Raw genomic sequence first — 14,243 nt, 5'->3', positions numbered from 1 at the left:
TTTTTTAGTCCCAACTAAATGTGCGGATAATCGAACGCAATCGGTCAACAATCCTTTTTAATGTCTTGTTTCTTTTTATCAATCCCAGATGTTTCTCTTTCAGCGCATCCTTTATGATGTCTGTTTGCTCTTTCTGTACATAATCGTATTCTGACAAATAATGATTCAGCACTTCGGGAGCAATATCTTCCTCTTGCGCTAATGTATGAATAGCTTCGGTACGCTTCTTGGTAATGTAGTTGTTCAGCCGCTCTTCCAATTCGGAAGTACCATCAGCCTTTTGTTTCCCGGCCATGAAATTATCGCGGTCATCATCCACATTTTCTTGAATAAATCCGTCTATCAGTTTGGCTTTGCTTCGCAGTTCGGCATCCTTAATCATCGTGTCAATAATGGACTGACGGCGTTCGGCATAATCTGTACTATATGGGTCAAGATTTGCTATGAGTTCAAGGATATATGCCACATTGATAATGTCGCTATGCAGAAGCTCCAAACAAAAATCGATGTCTTCCAAACTTCCATCCGCATCCTCCCCACCTTGTTCGTCATTTGATGCAGGCGTGGCAGATGACTGTGGTTTTGGAATCACATTGTCATATATATCAAGGTATTTGCTTCGGAAATCCATATATTGCTGTTCCGTCATACCCAAATCATCCGCACTTTCATCGTAATCTTCGTAAATTTGAATTTCTGCGTGTTTGCGAATAATATCACGGAACGCCAACACGAAATCCTTTTTATCCGTTTCACATTGCAAAAGGTCGATGCTTGAAGTGGTGGGATATTTTTGTAAGAAATCCTTAGTAAGCTGTTGATATTCTGTCTTTACTTCCTCAAATGGCGGACGAACAATTTCCTCTGGGTTGTTGCTGTTGCTGAATAGACGAATGGCTGTATCAACATTGCTTTTCAAATCACGGAAGCAGATTATTTTACCAAAGCGTTTCTTTTCATTAAGCACACGGTTGGTACGACTGAACGCCTGTATCAAGCCATGATACTCCATATTTTTATCCACATACAACGTGTTTAGCTTCTTGGAGTCAAACCCGGTAAGGAACATACCCACCACCAGACAGAGGTCAAGTGGCTTCATGTCGGCACGCTTCTTCTTCATACGGAGATTGATGTCATCATAGTAGGCACGAAAATTTTCAGTAGAGAACGAAGTACCGAACATCTCGTTATAATCGTCCATGATAGCTTGCAACTCGTCAGCTTCACCAACACTTTCACTTACATAGTTCCCTGAGTTCATTCCGGTAAGCTCATCATCCTGACTGCTGTTGGCTGCATATGTGAACACAGCCCCAATGCGGATTTTCGGATTGAGTTCTTTGAATATTTTGTAATAGTGTATCAGCATAGGAACTGACTGGACGGCAAACAAAGCATCAAACTCCCCGTCGAATGTGGACTTATTGAAGTTATTGAGGATAAACTTGGCTATTTCCGTCATGCGGTTTTCACTTCCGTTTCCAACCTGTTCGTTACCATGATAGTATTCCACAAGGAAACCCAATACATTTTCATCGGCAATGGCATCCTTTATCAGATAACGGTGAAGACAATTACCAAATATTTCTTTGGTTGTATGCCCATCTACCGCATTTTCCGTAAATATGGGTGTGCCGGTAAAACCGAATACCTGCGCATTCACAAAGAACTTCATGATGTTCTTATGGCTGTCACCAAAGTGACTGCGGTGGCATTCGTCAAAAATCATCACGATACGAGAGCTGCGGATTTCGTCAATCTTCGTGCTGTACCATGTTTTGCTGACGGCTGTATTGAGTTTCTGTATCGTGGTGATGATAATTTTGGAATTGCTTTGGAGACGTTTAACCAACTCATCGGTATTGTCTGTGCTATCCACAGCACCGGGTTCAAACGCTTCATATTCCGATTGCGTTTGCGTGTCAAGGTCATGCCTGTCTACCACAAACATCACCTTATCCACATCGTCCAATTCTGAAACCAGTTGGGCTGCCTTGAATGAAGTTAACGTTTTTCCGGCTCCTGTAGTATGCCATATATAACCGTTGTCATTGGAGTTCACCACACGGTCGAGGATTTTTTCCACGGCATAGAACTGGTAGGGGCGAAGCACCATCAGGCATTTGTCTCCTTCATGAAGCACGATGTATTTGCTAATCATCTTGCCCAACGTGCATTTATCAAAGAAGAATGCGGCAAATTTGTCAAGTTCGTTAAACGGCACATTTCCTGCATCCGTCCAGTTGAACGTGAACTTATAACCGCTATTAGGATTATTGGCAAAATAACGGGTGTTCACACCATTGGATATGACAAATAGTTGAATATAGTCAAACAAACCATGAAATGAAGTCTTATGGTAACGCTGTATCTGATTGTAAGCCTGTTTAAGCTCGATACCACGTCTTTTGAGTTCTATCTGCACCAAGGGCAAACCATTGACAAGAATTGTTACATCATAACGACATTTTTTGCGACCTTCCACCGTGATTTGATTGGAAACCTGAAACTCATTCTGACACCAATGCTGGCGGTTGAGAAATTCTACCCAAATACGTTGTCCGTTTTCTGTTTCCAAAGGAAAAAGGTCACGAAGTTTTTTGGCTTTCTCAAATCGTGTTCCTCCTTCAAGATATATCTGTATCTTTTCAAATTCAGCTTCGGTAAACTCAGTACGACCTAATTCCGCCAACTGCTTTTTATTATGGATTTCCAGTTGACGTTTGAAATTAGACATAAGATTTCCCTCTTCCACAATTTGAACATACTCGTAGTTCATTTTGCGGAGAGTGGCGATAAGTCCATTCTCTAAAGCAGCTTCGCTTTGTATTGCCATATCCTTGCCTTATTAAATTGTTTTTCTTAAGTAGTTAGCATATTGGCATCCAATGTTTTTCTAATTTTCATAGATTACAACTGAAACCAAAACCATCAGACCTATTAATTCTATTGCTGTCTCTCTTTTTATCAGTTATCAAATCTTTCAAATCAACCTGTAGAATCTCAGCAATCCGCTGAAGCGTTTCCAAATTCGGTTGAATCCTGTTACACGCATAAGCATTTACCATACTGAAACTCTTGTCAAGTTTCTTAGCCAACCATGTTTGAGATATACCTTTTTCAGATAATACAGCCTTTATTCTATTCAGTTTCATTCTTTGATTCGATTTTATAGTGCAAATATAGCGAATTATATTCGATAATTCGATTTATCTCACTATCTTTGTACAAATTAAAATGCGATTTGCATTAATCCTTTTATTGCGTTAAAAACAATTATGATACATCCTATATTAGAGAGATCGTGTGCATACTATTGCGGTGAACTTCGCAACACACATAAGAAACAACGGCGTTATTTGAATCATGACGGAAAAGCCAAACCTTTTTGGGATCTTCCGAAGTGCGCCGTTGCATGTTGTGGACTACAAAATAAAATATATAAAGACTTTTCGAAACCAGTTAGAACCGACACGTATGACAGAGTTCCTATTCTTAAGTCTGAACTTTTAAAGTATGTCCCACCAAAAGGTAAGATAGGGGATATTACTATTTTGCCAAAATGCGGTAATCAAGTCGGTCGATGTGCAGAACCTCATGCTGCAAAACGCTGTATGATAGACGAACCTCATACGACTATACAGGATTTGTGTTTTAGTGCTGCACGAGATATTACAACTGGAGAGCCAATGGCTCCTTGTGCTATTTGCATTGCAGTTTTTCCTACGATTAAATAAGTAAGTAATGCCTTATAATAAAAATTATCTTTTTACACATAATATTGATTGGTATGCATGTATTGACGGCACATGGATATATGCCGCTTCAAGAGGGGGACTACTTCCCGGGGTAGTAAACAACGAATCAATGTTGCCTAAACTTCAAGGCATATGCGCAAACTTACCAGATGTTGTAAACGAAGAAAATATTGTCATTAACCAAGAACTGATCCGTATAAGATACCAGCGAGCTGTTGATTTTTACGAACAGAGATTCAGAGATAATTTGGAAGATAACCACAGTTTTCAGCAGTTTTTACAAGAATATAATATCGAGGTATTCAGTCAACAATTCTCAGAACTATTTGTTGAAATGGCACGCAAAGGATTCTATTCTTTTGTGAGAGTAGATATTGACAACCCATTTTCAAACAAATATAGACTTGTCGCATCCCCCAAGAATGGCACTCCCACACATCTATCTGAAATTATTCGTAAACCATTCAATGCGGCATTTGTAGACGATGAATATAAAGATTATATAAAAAACATTACAATCAAAGGTGAGAATGAGGTTATTTCATTTACATCTAATTTGGATATGCTTTTCTAAAATATTTTTTGCCAGTAAAAACTAACTTACAACTGAATTCTGTTTCCTATTTACACAAAAAAAATATAAACAGTGACTTATCTTTCCCAACGGATTGTTAGCCAATTATTACGAACGGATTGAAAAGCTTATTGATTGTGAATGGGGATTTTATGATACATTGCAAGATATTTATTCTGAATATATCCTACACGAAAAATAAGGGACTAAACCTATGCACATAATGCACAGATTTAGTTCCTATTCCTTTAAACTAACTCCATTGATTCCCTAATAATCCGTAGAGTTTCTTTTTTGTACCCCTTACGGTCATATTCCATGCCTCTGCACATCCAACAACTACACGGAGTTCCGGTAGTCTTGTAAACTTGCGCCCATTTCTCTTTAGCCAACTCAAACCAATGAGGATGTTCATAATGACTTCCATCCTCACGGATGATACAATGCCCATAAGCAGCATAAAGAATCATGCGAGCCTTAAATACACGTGCCATTTGTTGGCGTCTCCAAAATTTGTTTCTTTTGTCCATCGTCTCTTTCTATTAAAGTTAGGATGAACAATGATGTTACTTTTGAAAAACCTAATGTATCCATAATATTGTATATTTATCGTTTTGTAGCATTTGTGGAAAGCCTCTCAACTCGTTCCTTCAACAATTCGCCATACTTTTCCTTTAATTCAGCACTAAGAAAAGAACTTTGAATGACTGCCTCAAACTTAGGCAATAGCTTGATATACTTATTTATCAGTCGTTCTACAATCACATTCTCTATATCCAAAGTGACTGCTGATTTGATAAAATCTTCCCTTTGAAGCTTTTTCTTACGCCCGTTCAAGGTCAATGCCAGTTCTTCATCATCCTTTGGATTGATAATAGCTGCATTCAGCAAATCGTAAGCAGGAGTCAAACGTATCTTATCCGCTGCTTCATACAAAGAGAAATTTTTCAAGTGCATATCGTTATTTCCTGTCAGCCAAGAAAAAAGTACCAGCTCAAAGAAATTGGTAACATCCATTTTAGGCAAAGACGAATACTTCAAAACAGCCTTGCCGATACGCTCATAGCTGCTCTTGTATTTATGCTCCGTTTGCCTTTCCGTCAATTGGCACATATCTTCCATCGCAATCTTCTCTCCGGCAGGAGTCCTGTCAATTCGGCGAGTAAGATAGCACAGCGAATCATCTGCCATTCTCATCAACGTGTGAGGAACCACCTCTATACGTGCAACCTCCGCAAGGTGCATGGTCAAATCCTCTACCTCCGGCATCATTTCATATTGCGAGGTCTGTGGTTTACAGATATAACCTCCCCACAGTCCAACAATGGTCAATCGTTTGCTGCCCTCATGTTCATTCAGATGCAAGGACAATTTAGGCTGGACACCAGTCAAAGAGGTTTGGTCTTGAATAATCTGCAGTGCAAGCTGATCTAATTGCTCTGTCGTATAATCAAGGACAGGCAATGTTGTTGTCCCAAAGAACTTCTTTATACAAGCCGTGTGCATATCCTTTTCCCCCTTTAGGAGAGGACGATAACAATACAGACAATTACACATGGCTCACCTCCTTTTCATCCACAGGAACAACACTTACCGCTCCGATACAATCTTTACAACAGGTCATGAGCAACGACATTCGGTCAAGAATACTGATGTCTGTATTCCGCAATGCAACATCCAACAGCCATCCTTCAGGAATCAAACCATCGAAAAACGGGAATAGTACAGAACTTGTATAAATCGCTTCCTGTAAAGGCAATGTCAGACTGACAGCCTTTGCCGTTTCCGAAGAGAGATATTCCGGCAAATAACGGAACTCATATCCTGCATCGTTTTCAGTCAGAATCCCCGCCAATTGGTCTTTGTAAAATATATGAGCTTGCCTCATTGATTATCTGTTTTAGAAGTTGCAACCATTTCATAATTGAAGAAGTCAAGAAGCTGATTCACCTTATCAAGACGCAGCGTTTCCTTTCCCTGTTCGAGGTCTCGCACAAAGCGCAATCCTACCCCCGACTTCAACGAAAGTTCTTCTTGCGTCAGGTTATACTGCTTTCGCAACATCTTGACCGTAGTAGAGAGATTATTCATAAGCATCCTACTTTATACCTTTTCGGGTACAAAGTTAATATAAATATCTCACATTATACCACAAAGGGTATAATTTATTTTATTATCAGCATTATTATATCAGATAAGGTATAATATAGTAAGATTCAAAACCACAAATTAAAGTACACAAGCACTGCTCTACACTTTTTCAAGCGAATAATCCAGTTTCACTACACTTTTTCCAACGAATCAAATATTTCATTGCACCAGACTAATAAAAATCCCACCGCAAACCGCAGAAATTCCAAGAAAAACACTACTTTTGTATTCAACAAGCGTTCTGTAACATCCATGCGGAAATTCCCTATCGTTCAATACGTTGTATCTGATAACGGATATTCCTCAAAAGGGCTGAAAGAAAGTGGTACAACACGTATATGCAAAACCATGAAATACAACGGTTTGTATTTGTCCCTACATTCTGTGTACTTGTAAAAACAGAGGTTGTACCGATTAAAATGAATAGTCACTGATAATCAGTGATGTAAATATGCTGCATCGGGAAATAAAAAAAAGAGTCATCTCTCATCCCCGTTTTAGACTAGCTTTATCACAGCCTACCAATATCACAGACCAACAATAAATATATCCAAACAATGTTATACTTTTTAAAATCCATTATTTATTTCTTATTTATCTATTATAGCCACTTTCATAACACCATCCAACTTATTTTCAAACATATGGTAAGCTGCCTCAATTTCGCTCAATGGAAACCTATGTGTAATAAGAGGAGTCGTATTTATATTGCCTTTCTCTATTAGAGTAAGAATTTCGGCACAATCACAACCATCCACCCCACCTGTTTTAAATATCAAGTTTTTACCATACATCAGGTAAAGGGAGAAGTTGGGATTTATCATAAAGAGCCACAATTGTGACAACAGCATTAAGACGAGCACATTCCCATGCTAAGCGAAAAGTTTCCTCACTACCAGCTACCTCCAATACAACATCCGCTCCCCCATGATTACTATTATTCAATACAACATCTTTGCATTTTTCCGGTTCTACGACCAATACATCAGGATAATGTTCACGAACAAATCGAATTCTTTCAGGTGTCTTTTCACAAATGATAATACAAGATGGTTTCTTCAACATCACACACAACAAAGTACAAATCCCTGTAGGACCAGCACCGATAATAAGAACCGTATCATTCTCTGAAATCTCCGAAATACGAGTTGCCCAAAATCCTGTTGCAAGCACATCGCCTACAAATAAAGCCTGTTCATCACTAACTATATTAGGAATACGATTTAATCCCTGATCTACATATGGGACTCTGACATATTCCGCCTGACCACCATCAATACGGCATCCTAATGCCCAACCACCATTTGGATCTGTACAATTATTAACGTAACCTCTTTTACAAAAAAACATTCTCCACAAAAAGTTTCGACATTTACTGTCACCCTATCTCCAGGTCTTACTAAAGTGACATCTGATCCTACTTCTTCTACAACACCTACCATCTCATGTCCAACCGTTATTCCCGGAACCGCACGTGGTACACTGCCATGCTTAATATGAAGGTCGCTAGTACAGATACTACTAAGCGTTACACGTACAATTGCATCCCGCGAGTTCTGTATCTCTGGTTTTATTTTTTCCTGTAATTCAAATTTTCCATGTTCAACGTATGTATATGCAAGCATAATATCTTCCTTGTTTATTAAACCAATATGTTATACAATTACAAACGTACACAAAAATTTCCATTCCTACGTATATTTATACGTAGATACAATGATCTTTCATATCACTCTCCAGATATCACAACCAGACACTCTGTGAAAAATCATCCCATTGCATATACAGAAAGAAATTATTCCGCAATAACAAAGCTATCATACTATAAATTAACAGTAAGAACATACCTATTATTCTATATATCAACATAGAACCTATCCAAATACCGCAACCAACTATATAGCTAAAAATTGGTCAAAGTTTCCTTTTCATTGATAAAAGAGTAACAGGTTTATCAGCCTACTATTGTATATTCTCCTCTTTTCCGTATATTAGCGCCCGCATTTTCTTCTATACGATAAGCTTTGTTCAAAAAATCAATAAACCGATAAAACCGATGCAGACAATCAATGCCGTAATCACAGGAATCGGAGGATATGTACCCGATTACATCTTAACCAATGATGAAATCTCTAAAATGGTAGATACCACTGACGAATGGATCATGGGACGCATTGGTATAAAAGAAAGACATATTCTGAAAGACAAAGGAGTTGGCACTTCATACATAGCACGTAAAGCAGTAAAACAATTACTTCAACGTACACAAACTCGTCCGGATGATATTGATTTAGTCATTGTAGCTACAACCACTCCCGACTATCGTTTACCTTCAACAGCCTCTATTTTGTGCGACAAATTAGAATTGAGACATGCTTTTGCCTTTGATATGCAAGCTGTTTGTAGCGGATTCCTTTACGCTTTAGAAACTGGAGCAAATTTCATACGCTCAGGAAAATATAAGAAAGTGATCGTAGTAGGAGCTGATAAAATGTCGTCAATTATAGACTATACAGATCGAGCAACTTGTCCAATTTTCGCTGACGGAGGTGCTGCTTTTATGCTTGAACCTACTACTGAAAATTTAGGTATCATGGATTCTGTACTGAGGACAGATGGAAAAGGTTTACCTTTTTTACATATAAAAGCGGGAGGATCCGTATGTGAGTCGTCGCATTATACACTGGATAACCGTATGCACTATATCTATCAGGAAGGACGTACAGTTTTCAAGTATGCCGTTGCTAATATGTCTGATGCTTGTGAAGCAATCATTGAAAGAAATCATTTGAGTAAATACGACATTGACTGGATTATTCCTCATCAAGCAAACCAACGGATTATCAGTGCTGTGACCCAGCGTTTGGAAGTTCCATCTGAAAAAATCATGGTTAATATCGAACGTTACGGCAACACAAGCGCCGGAACACTTCCCCTCTGTATCTGGGATTTTGAGAACAAGCTCAAAAAAGGGGATAATCTGATTTTCACTGCCTTCGGAGCAGGCTTTGCTTGGGGAGCTATTTATGTAAAATGGGGATATGATGGACAGGAGAACGAAAAGTAGTTCCTGAAAAGACGTGTACAACCAACAATAATCACTCCTCTCTGTACCCTTTTAAATGTTTTCTCATCTGCCAAAAGCGAACAAATCCAAAGAAAAATAATATAATACCTGATACAACACATACCCACGCAAGACCATCCAAACGTGAAATACTTTGAATTTGAAGTATTCCAATTCCTGCGGTAAGGAGATAAAGAGAAGTACGGATATATGCAAACAAAGTCCTTTCATTGGCAAGCCTAGTCCTCTCGAGTGCTAAATGATCACGAAGTATCAGCTCCTTGTCATTCATAAATTTATCAGTTGTTTTTGACATAGTGTTATATTAGTATACATGTTCTTCTATTATTAGAAACAACTAAATTATGCAGAATGTTTTCTAATTTAACTACATTCAAAAATCTCCCTACTCTTCTTAAATAATGAAACTAAATTTTCTTATTTCGACTCTAAACAAGAAATCGGCCAATGTCAACTTATCATACCCTATATGGTCTTCCATTATAAGTTTTACATTTGGCCGAAATAATAATATTTTTAATCTCTTCTTATACACTCTCTCTGTTCATAGCCGCGTTTATAACAATAAATTATTTCAACAATAAATTCTAAACATTTGTCAGCAACAGTCCTATTTTTATAGCGGTCATATTGGATATTATAAAGCAACCGATTGCTATTCTCTATTCTTTTTTCTACATTCACAGGAATAAAAAACTCAGCACGATCACTTAGATATGAATAATATTCCGTCAGGAAGATAGGCACACCAGCTAAATCAAAATCTCCAAATGAATATAACAATTAGGTATCACCTGTAACCATGAACGCAAATCATTCGATTGAGCATAACGGAATACAAGATCTATATATTATTATGGAGTTATAACAAAAAGAAGCCTTATGGTTAAGTAAATAGAAATATTCAAAACACTTTCTTCAGATGAAAAACAATTACCATTGAACAGTCTCAGCATTCCAGTTTGTTACGTTCGGAGTATATGTAACAAATTAAAGTAACTGTGTAATAGTGATGGCATATTTAATGCGTTGATTAGGCTGCCAGGCATTTCCACTTAAAGTAACGTTTTTAGTTGCACCCAGAGTTACTAAACCGAGTAACGTCGTATAATCATAAGTAATACGGATGACTATACCTGATACACTTTGGGGAATTAGCAAAAGTCGATTTGAAAACTCATATGCAGGATCTGAAGGAGCAAGTAAGGTTCCCGTCGCGTTATCATAAACATTAAAAGTAGAGTTGCTATCTTCTGTTTTAGTCCAGGTAGGCGTTGGTAAAGCCTTAAAACTTCCTCCATTACAAACATTCAGCACATCTATTTTCTTGATTTTACATGAAGCAAGACCTAATACGGCTTGTATCTTAATAGTAAAATATAACTGAGTTAGTGCATGTTTAAATGTTAGTCCAACAGAACCACTTGTTAAGTCATTAGCAGATTCGGCATACATCAAATCTATAGGAGTTGCGCTCTGCCGGAAGCTAGGAAACTGAATGCCATTGGTTGAATCATAGCTCGGAGTTACCGCACCATATGGACTGGTAGCTATAAATTTCAATGCTCCTTGAGGCGGCCAATAATAAGTCCCACCCGTACTTTTCCAGAAACTACCAGTAGTAACATAACTTATTTGCATATTATCAAAGTATTTTCCCGCATTTGCAAAATTATATAAGCCTCCTGATGGTTTGTAATAGGCAGTGACGTTAAAACTCTCTGTAGTAGGATAAGTCGTACCACTAATGATAGTCCGTGTATTTTGTTCTATCAAGGGTGTAAAAATGATAGGAGTCTGCCGCTGTTCTTCCTCAAAATCAGACTTGGAACAACTTATGATAAGGGTTGCTGTTATGGCAACCCCTAATAGCTTCTTTTTCATAATCGTCTAAATTATCCATTCGATTACACATCTTTTTTCAATCACCCACTTAATGCAAAATACCCATTATTTTCATTTAGTTCGCGGTCACAGGTGTATTGGTATCAGCTGCCCAATCAGTAACTGTAGGTGTATAAGTAATTTCGGTCAAACCGTTACGTGAAATAGTTATTGCATATTTTACACGTTGATTAGGAGCCCAAGTTCCGGTTAATGCCACATCTTTTACTTGATCTGCTTCTACCACTGCATTACCTATCTTCAAATCGAACTTAAGGTGAATCTTAACTCCAGCGGCGCTCTGTGGTATAACAGCCAATCGTTTTGTAAACTCATAAGGAGTACTTGTAGCAGCATTAACAGCAATACCAGTTGCATCAGAATAAACTGGGAAAACTGGATCTGTAGTACCCGATGTTGTCCATGTAGGTGTGCTCAACGTTTTAAAACTACCTGTATTATATAAGGTAGTAAGAGACAACTCTTTTATCTGGAAAGTAAATCCTTTCTGCGCTGTTGCTATAGTAAAATAAAGTTGTGTCAGTGCATGTTTAAAAGTCAATGCAACGGAACCACTAGTCAAGTCTACAGCCGACTCAGCATACATTAAATCTATTGGAGTTGAAAGATTCTGACTAAAACCTGTAAACTGTGATCCATTTGTTGCATCATAGGCATATGTCGCCGAGCCGTAAGGGCTGTAAGCGGCAAATCTAAGGCTACCTGTAGGAGGCCAATAATATGGATCTGATGAATTTTTCCAAGTACCGCTTACATTACTAATCTGTAAGTTATCAAAATACTTTCCATTAGCGGTATAATCATACGAACCTGTAGTTGTCTTATAAAAAGCGGTGACACCGAAAATCTCCGTAGTAGGATATACAGTTCCATTAATAATAGCACGGTTAGATTTACCAACCGAAGTATCAAATGAGATTGGATTCTTACTTAACTCATCAAGAGAATCCGTTTCCGTGCAACTGATGGTTGCGAAAGCTGCAATAGCAGTCCAAAATAAAATCTTTTTCATAATTTCTGGAGTTTAGTTTTCTTTATATTAATTCATACATCAAGCAGGAACAGGAATTTCAATATCCTCCCAATCAACTACCCCAGGATTAAAATCACTCCCTTGTTCACTGCCCCCATTGTCTTTGATAACAATCTTTTGTTTAATAACAAACTCCCCACCACGCGTTAAACTCTTAATAGGAGTGGTAAGATCATCTAGTTCCACAACTTTGGTTTCATCATTAGTTAAGGCTATTGATATGTGATGTTTTACATCTTTCCGCTGATGAGGACCAAATGAGCGAAACTCTCCATATAAATACCCTTCATTCTTTTCTGGATTCACTTCTGTTTTCTTTAATACCACATTCATGGCCCCTTCTTCATCTTCCCGATGGTGCCCATCCATCAAAAAAGCAGATGTGTACATCCCTGTTACCGTTGCCGTTGCCGACTGCAAATATTGTATCCCTTCCACTGCAATTTTAAACCGATAGGTGAATACTCGCGGACGAAGAGTGACAGACAGTTTTTCGAAAGACTCTTCTGGATTATAATTTTCAACGTACGAACTAAACAAGGGGTCCGGTTCATCCACATAGATTATCCCATTTTCAGTCTGCTGACGTACATAAGATTCCGCAGTTTCAGGATACTCCATACCCCGGTAATAATTGGCATCTAATTCAAAGAAATCCGATGTATAGATTAACAGAGAGTAAAAGTCGCAAGGCAAACTAATCTTCCCATTTTCACCGGGCAAAGTCTCTGAGAACGAAGACTTTCCGAAGGAAGGATAAAAAAACAGACTTACTGTACGCATATTCAGATCCTCAAATGTAGCCAGGGAGTCAGGGAGTAAGCCAGTGATTACAACATCAACAGTTTCTTTCTTCTCACATTCATCACAAAGCTCATTATCTCGGATGCAACTTACAACACAAAGCTGGAAGATGACAGCCAATATTATTGTTATCTTATTTTTCCATCCCATATTGCAACTATATCTGTCGTGAGAACAAAAGGACTCAAGAATAGTTTTATAATTTATCCATTTTCTTTTGAAACAACGAAATCAGATATTTATTTATAATAACGTATTAAATACCGCAATTACATATATAGGCCAAGATTTCTCACTATTACCATCTTACTCAAACTTCTTTCAACAAAGATACCCCATTATATTTCTCTTTTTAATTAAAAATCCTACCTTTGTAAAAAATAATATTTCACATAAAATGAAACAAGAAACTAACCAATCAGCTCCTTATAGCTTTGCCCGTTGTTTCAACGCCCAATGTTTACAAGCTTCCAAATGTCTGCGTTATTTAATTACAGAAAATGATACGCCTAACATTCCTTTCATCACTGCTGTAAGTCCAGTCTGTTATCCGGAAGACACCAACAAATGCCCATACTTTCACACTGCCGAAAGAGTTCAAGTAGCTTGGGGAATCAAGCGATTATTGAAAAGACTGCCTTACGAAGATGCAGTCAGTATCCGTAAACATCTAATCTGGCACTTTGGCAAAACATGCTACTACCGGTTCTACAGGGAAGAACGGTATCTGTCGCCTAATGATCAAAAGTACATCCAACAAGTATTCCATAACAAAGGAATTGCTGATAAGCCAACTTTTGATCGCTACACAGAAGAATACATTTGGTAAATTTCCATCACCCGTCACATGAAAGAAGATAACTAATTAAGAATAAGCCAGTAAGCCGGTGACGAATAAGTGTGATGGCACTGTGACGGTAACTTTTT

14 protein-coding genes and 1 pseudogene are annotated in these 14,243 nt (G+C 38.0%); 4 read left to right on the top strand and 11 right to left on the bottom strand.

Features of this window, described 5'->3' with window-relative positions; translation table 11 throughout:
- Window positions 1-4: 4 nt before the first annotated feature.
- Entirely contained in the window at window positions 5-2,839 is a 2,835-nt protein-coding gene (locus JCM17102_RS02315; protein ID WP_025073820.1) for a type I restriction endonuclease subunit R, read from the bottom strand.
- A gap of 67 nt (window positions 2,840-2,906) precedes the next feature.
- Window positions 2,907-3,158: a helix-turn-helix domain-containing protein gene (locus JCM17102_RS21605; protein WP_025073819.1), complete on the bottom strand. Its 252-nt coding sequence runs from the start codon at window positions 3,156-3,158 to the stop codon at window positions 2,907-2,909.
- Between the two features lie 123 nt (window positions 3,159-3,281).
- On the opposite strand from JCM17102_RS21605, the gene JCM17102_RS02305 reads away from it, so the two are divergent.
- Together JCM17102_RS02305 and JCM17102_RS02300 are read left to right on the top strand one after the other, a co-directional pair.
- Window positions 3,282-3,740: a hypothetical protein gene (locus tag JCM17102_RS02305; RefSeq protein ID WP_025073818.1), complete on the top strand. Its 459-nt coding sequence runs from the start codon at window positions 3,282-3,284 to the stop codon at window positions 3,738-3,740.
- 7 nt (window positions 3,741-3,747) lie between these two features.
- Window positions 3,748-4,335, top strand: coding sequence for a hypothetical protein (locus tag JCM17102_RS02300; RefSeq protein ID WP_025073817.1), 588 nt, complete (start codon window positions 3,748-3,750; stop codon window positions 4,333-4,335).
- Window positions 4,336-4,583: 248 nt separating this feature from the next.
- Here JCM17102_RS02300 and JCM17102_RS02295 read toward each other — a convergent pair whose 3' ends face one another.
- The 5 genes and pseudogenes from JCM17102_RS02295 to JCM17102_RS25845 all read right to left on the bottom strand — a co-directional run bounded on the left by JCM17102_RS02295 (window position 4,584) and on the right by JCM17102_RS25845 (window position 8,111).
- Window positions 4,584-4,865 (bottom strand): hypothetical protein, encoded by a 282-nt coding sequence (locus JCM17102_RS02295; RefSeq protein ID WP_025073816.1) that lies wholly within the window; start codon window positions 4,863-4,865, stop codon window positions 4,584-4,586.
- Between the two features lie 76 nt (window positions 4,866-4,941).
- Entirely contained in the window at window positions 4,942-5,892 is a 951-nt protein-coding gene (locus tag JCM17102_RS02290) for a HipA domain-containing protein (protein WP_025073815.1), read from the bottom strand.
- Complete coding sequence (locus JCM17102_RS02285) at window positions 5,885-6,223, bottom strand: HipA N-terminal domain-containing protein (RefSeq protein ID WP_025073814.1); 339 nt, start codon at window positions 6,221-6,223, stop codon at window positions 5,885-5,887. The genes JCM17102_RS02290 and JCM17102_RS02285 overlap by 8 nt, the downstream gene beginning before the upstream one ends.
- Window positions 6,220-6,426 carry a helix-turn-helix transcriptional regulator gene (locus JCM17102_RS02280; RefSeq protein ID WP_025073813.1) on the bottom strand — a complete coding sequence of 69 codons (207 nt, stop codon included), beginning with the start codon at window positions 6,424-6,426 and terminating at the stop codon, window positions 6,220-6,222. The genes JCM17102_RS02285 and JCM17102_RS02280 overlap by 4 nt, the downstream gene beginning before the upstream one ends.
- A 650-nt stretch (window positions 6,427-7,076) precedes the next feature.
- Window positions 7,077-8,111, bottom strand: a pseudogene (locus JCM17102_RS25845) (alcohol dehydrogenase).
- Window positions 8,112-8,542: 431 nt separating this feature from the next.
- Between JCM17102_RS25845 and JCM17102_RS02265 the strand changes: the two are divergent.
- Window positions 8,543-9,553, top strand: coding sequence for a beta-ketoacyl-ACP synthase III (locus JCM17102_RS02265; RefSeq protein ID WP_025073812.1), 1,011 nt, complete (start codon window positions 8,543-8,545; stop codon window positions 9,551-9,553).
- A gap of 31 nt (window positions 9,554-9,584) precedes the next feature.
- Here JCM17102_RS02265 and JCM17102_RS02260 read toward each other — a convergent pair whose 3' ends face one another.
- The 4 genes from JCM17102_RS02260 to JCM17102_RS02240 all read right to left on the bottom strand — a co-directional run bounded on the left by JCM17102_RS02260 (window position 9,585) and on the right by JCM17102_RS02240 (window position 13,466).
- Complete coding sequence (locus JCM17102_RS02260) at window positions 9,585-9,869, bottom strand: DUF202 domain-containing protein (RefSeq protein WP_025073811.1); 285 nt, start codon at window positions 9,867-9,869, stop codon at window positions 9,585-9,587.
- 695 nt (window positions 9,870-10,564) lie between these two features.
- Window positions 10,565-11,458 carry a fimbrillin family protein gene (locus JCM17102_RS02250; protein ID WP_025073809.1) on the bottom strand — a complete coding sequence of 298 codons (894 nt, stop codon included), beginning with the start codon at window positions 11,456-11,458 and terminating at the stop codon, window positions 10,565-10,567.
- 76 nt (window positions 11,459-11,534) lie between these two features.
- On the bottom strand, window positions 11,535-12,491 hold the full coding sequence (locus tag JCM17102_RS02245) for a fimbrillin family protein (RefSeq protein ID WP_025073808.1): 957 nt from the start codon (window positions 12,489-12,491) through the stop codon (window positions 11,535-11,537).
- A 39-nt stretch (window positions 12,492-12,530) separates the two neighbouring features.
- Window positions 12,531-13,466, bottom strand: a complete 936-nt coding sequence (locus JCM17102_RS02240; protein WP_025073807.1) for a DUF5119 domain-containing protein — start codon at window positions 13,464-13,466, stop codon at window positions 12,531-12,533.
- Window positions 13,467-13,713: 247 nt separating this feature from the next.
- Between JCM17102_RS02240 and JCM17102_RS02235 the strand changes: the two genes are divergently transcribed.
- On the top strand, window positions 13,714-14,145 hold the full coding sequence (locus tag JCM17102_RS02235) for a DUF6078 family protein (RefSeq protein ID WP_025073806.1): 432 nt from the start codon (window positions 13,714-13,716) through the stop codon (window positions 14,143-14,145).
- The last annotated feature ends 98 nt before the right edge of the window (window positions 14,146-14,243 follow it).

The organism is Bacteroides faecichinchillae JCM 17102, assembly GCF_000614145.1.
In the GTDB taxonomy this organism is placed as follows: domain Bacteria; phylum Bacteroidota; class Bacteroidia; order Bacteroidales; family Bacteroidaceae; genus Bacteroides; species Bacteroides faecichinchillae.
Note: the sequence above shows the minus strand (reverse complement) of the source record. Positions and strands in the feature narration are given on the sequence as shown.

Excerpts from the sequence above, each read along its gene's own strand:
- JCM17102_RS02295 (WP_025073816.1), bottom strand. The coding sequence starts at position 4,865 with ATGGACAAAAGAAACAAATTTTGGAGACGCCAACAAATGGCACGTGTA.
- JCM17102_RS02280 (WP_025073813.1), bottom strand. The coding sequence starts at position 6,426 with ATGAATAATCTCTCTACTACGGTCAAGATGTTGCGAAAGCAGTATAAC.
- JCM17102_RS02245 (WP_025073808.1), bottom strand. The coding sequence starts at position 12,491 with ATGAAAAAGATTTTATTTTGGACTGCTATTGCAGCTTTCGCAACCATC.
- JCM17102_RS02250 (WP_025073809.1), bottom strand. The coding sequence starts at position 11,458 with ATGAAAAAGAAGCTATTAGGGGTTGCCATAACAGCAACCCTTATCATA.
- JCM17102_RS02285 (WP_025073814.1), bottom strand. The coding sequence starts at position 6,223 with ATGAGGCAAGCTCATATATTTTACAAAGACCAATTGGCGGGGATTCTG.
- JCM17102_RS02315 (WP_025073820.1), bottom strand. The coding sequence starts at position 2,839 with ATGGCAATACAAAGCGAAGCTGCTTTAGAGAATGGACTTATCGCCACT.
- JCM17102_RS21605 (WP_025073819.1), bottom strand. The coding sequence starts at position 3,158 with ATGAAACTGAATAGAATAAAGGCTGTATTATCTGAAAAAGGTATATCT.
- JCM17102_RS02290 (WP_025073815.1), bottom strand. The coding sequence starts at position 5,892 with ATGTGTAATTGTCTGTATTGTTATCGTCCTCTCCTAAAGGGGGAAAAG.
- JCM17102_RS02300 (WP_025073817.1), top strand. The coding sequence starts at position 3,748 with ATGCCTTATAATAAAAATTATCTTTTTACACATAATATTGATTGGTAT.
- JCM17102_RS02265 (WP_025073812.1), top strand. The coding sequence starts at position 8,543 with ATGCAGACAATCAATGCCGTAATCACAGGAATCGGAGGATATGTACCC.
- JCM17102_RS02240 (WP_025073807.1), bottom strand. The coding sequence starts at position 13,466 with ATGGGATGGAAAAATAAGATAACAATAATATTGGCTGTCATCTTCCAG.
- JCM17102_RS02305 (WP_025073818.1), top strand. The coding sequence starts at position 3,282 with ATGATACATCCTATATTAGAGAGATCGTGTGCATACTATTGCGGTGAA.
- JCM17102_RS02260 (WP_025073811.1), bottom strand. The coding sequence starts at position 9,869 with ATGTCAAAAACAACTGATAAATTTATGAATGACAAGGAGCTGATACTT.
- JCM17102_RS02235 (WP_025073806.1), top strand. The coding sequence starts at position 13,714 with ATGAAACAAGAAACTAACCAATCAGCTCCTTATAGCTTTGCCCGTTGT.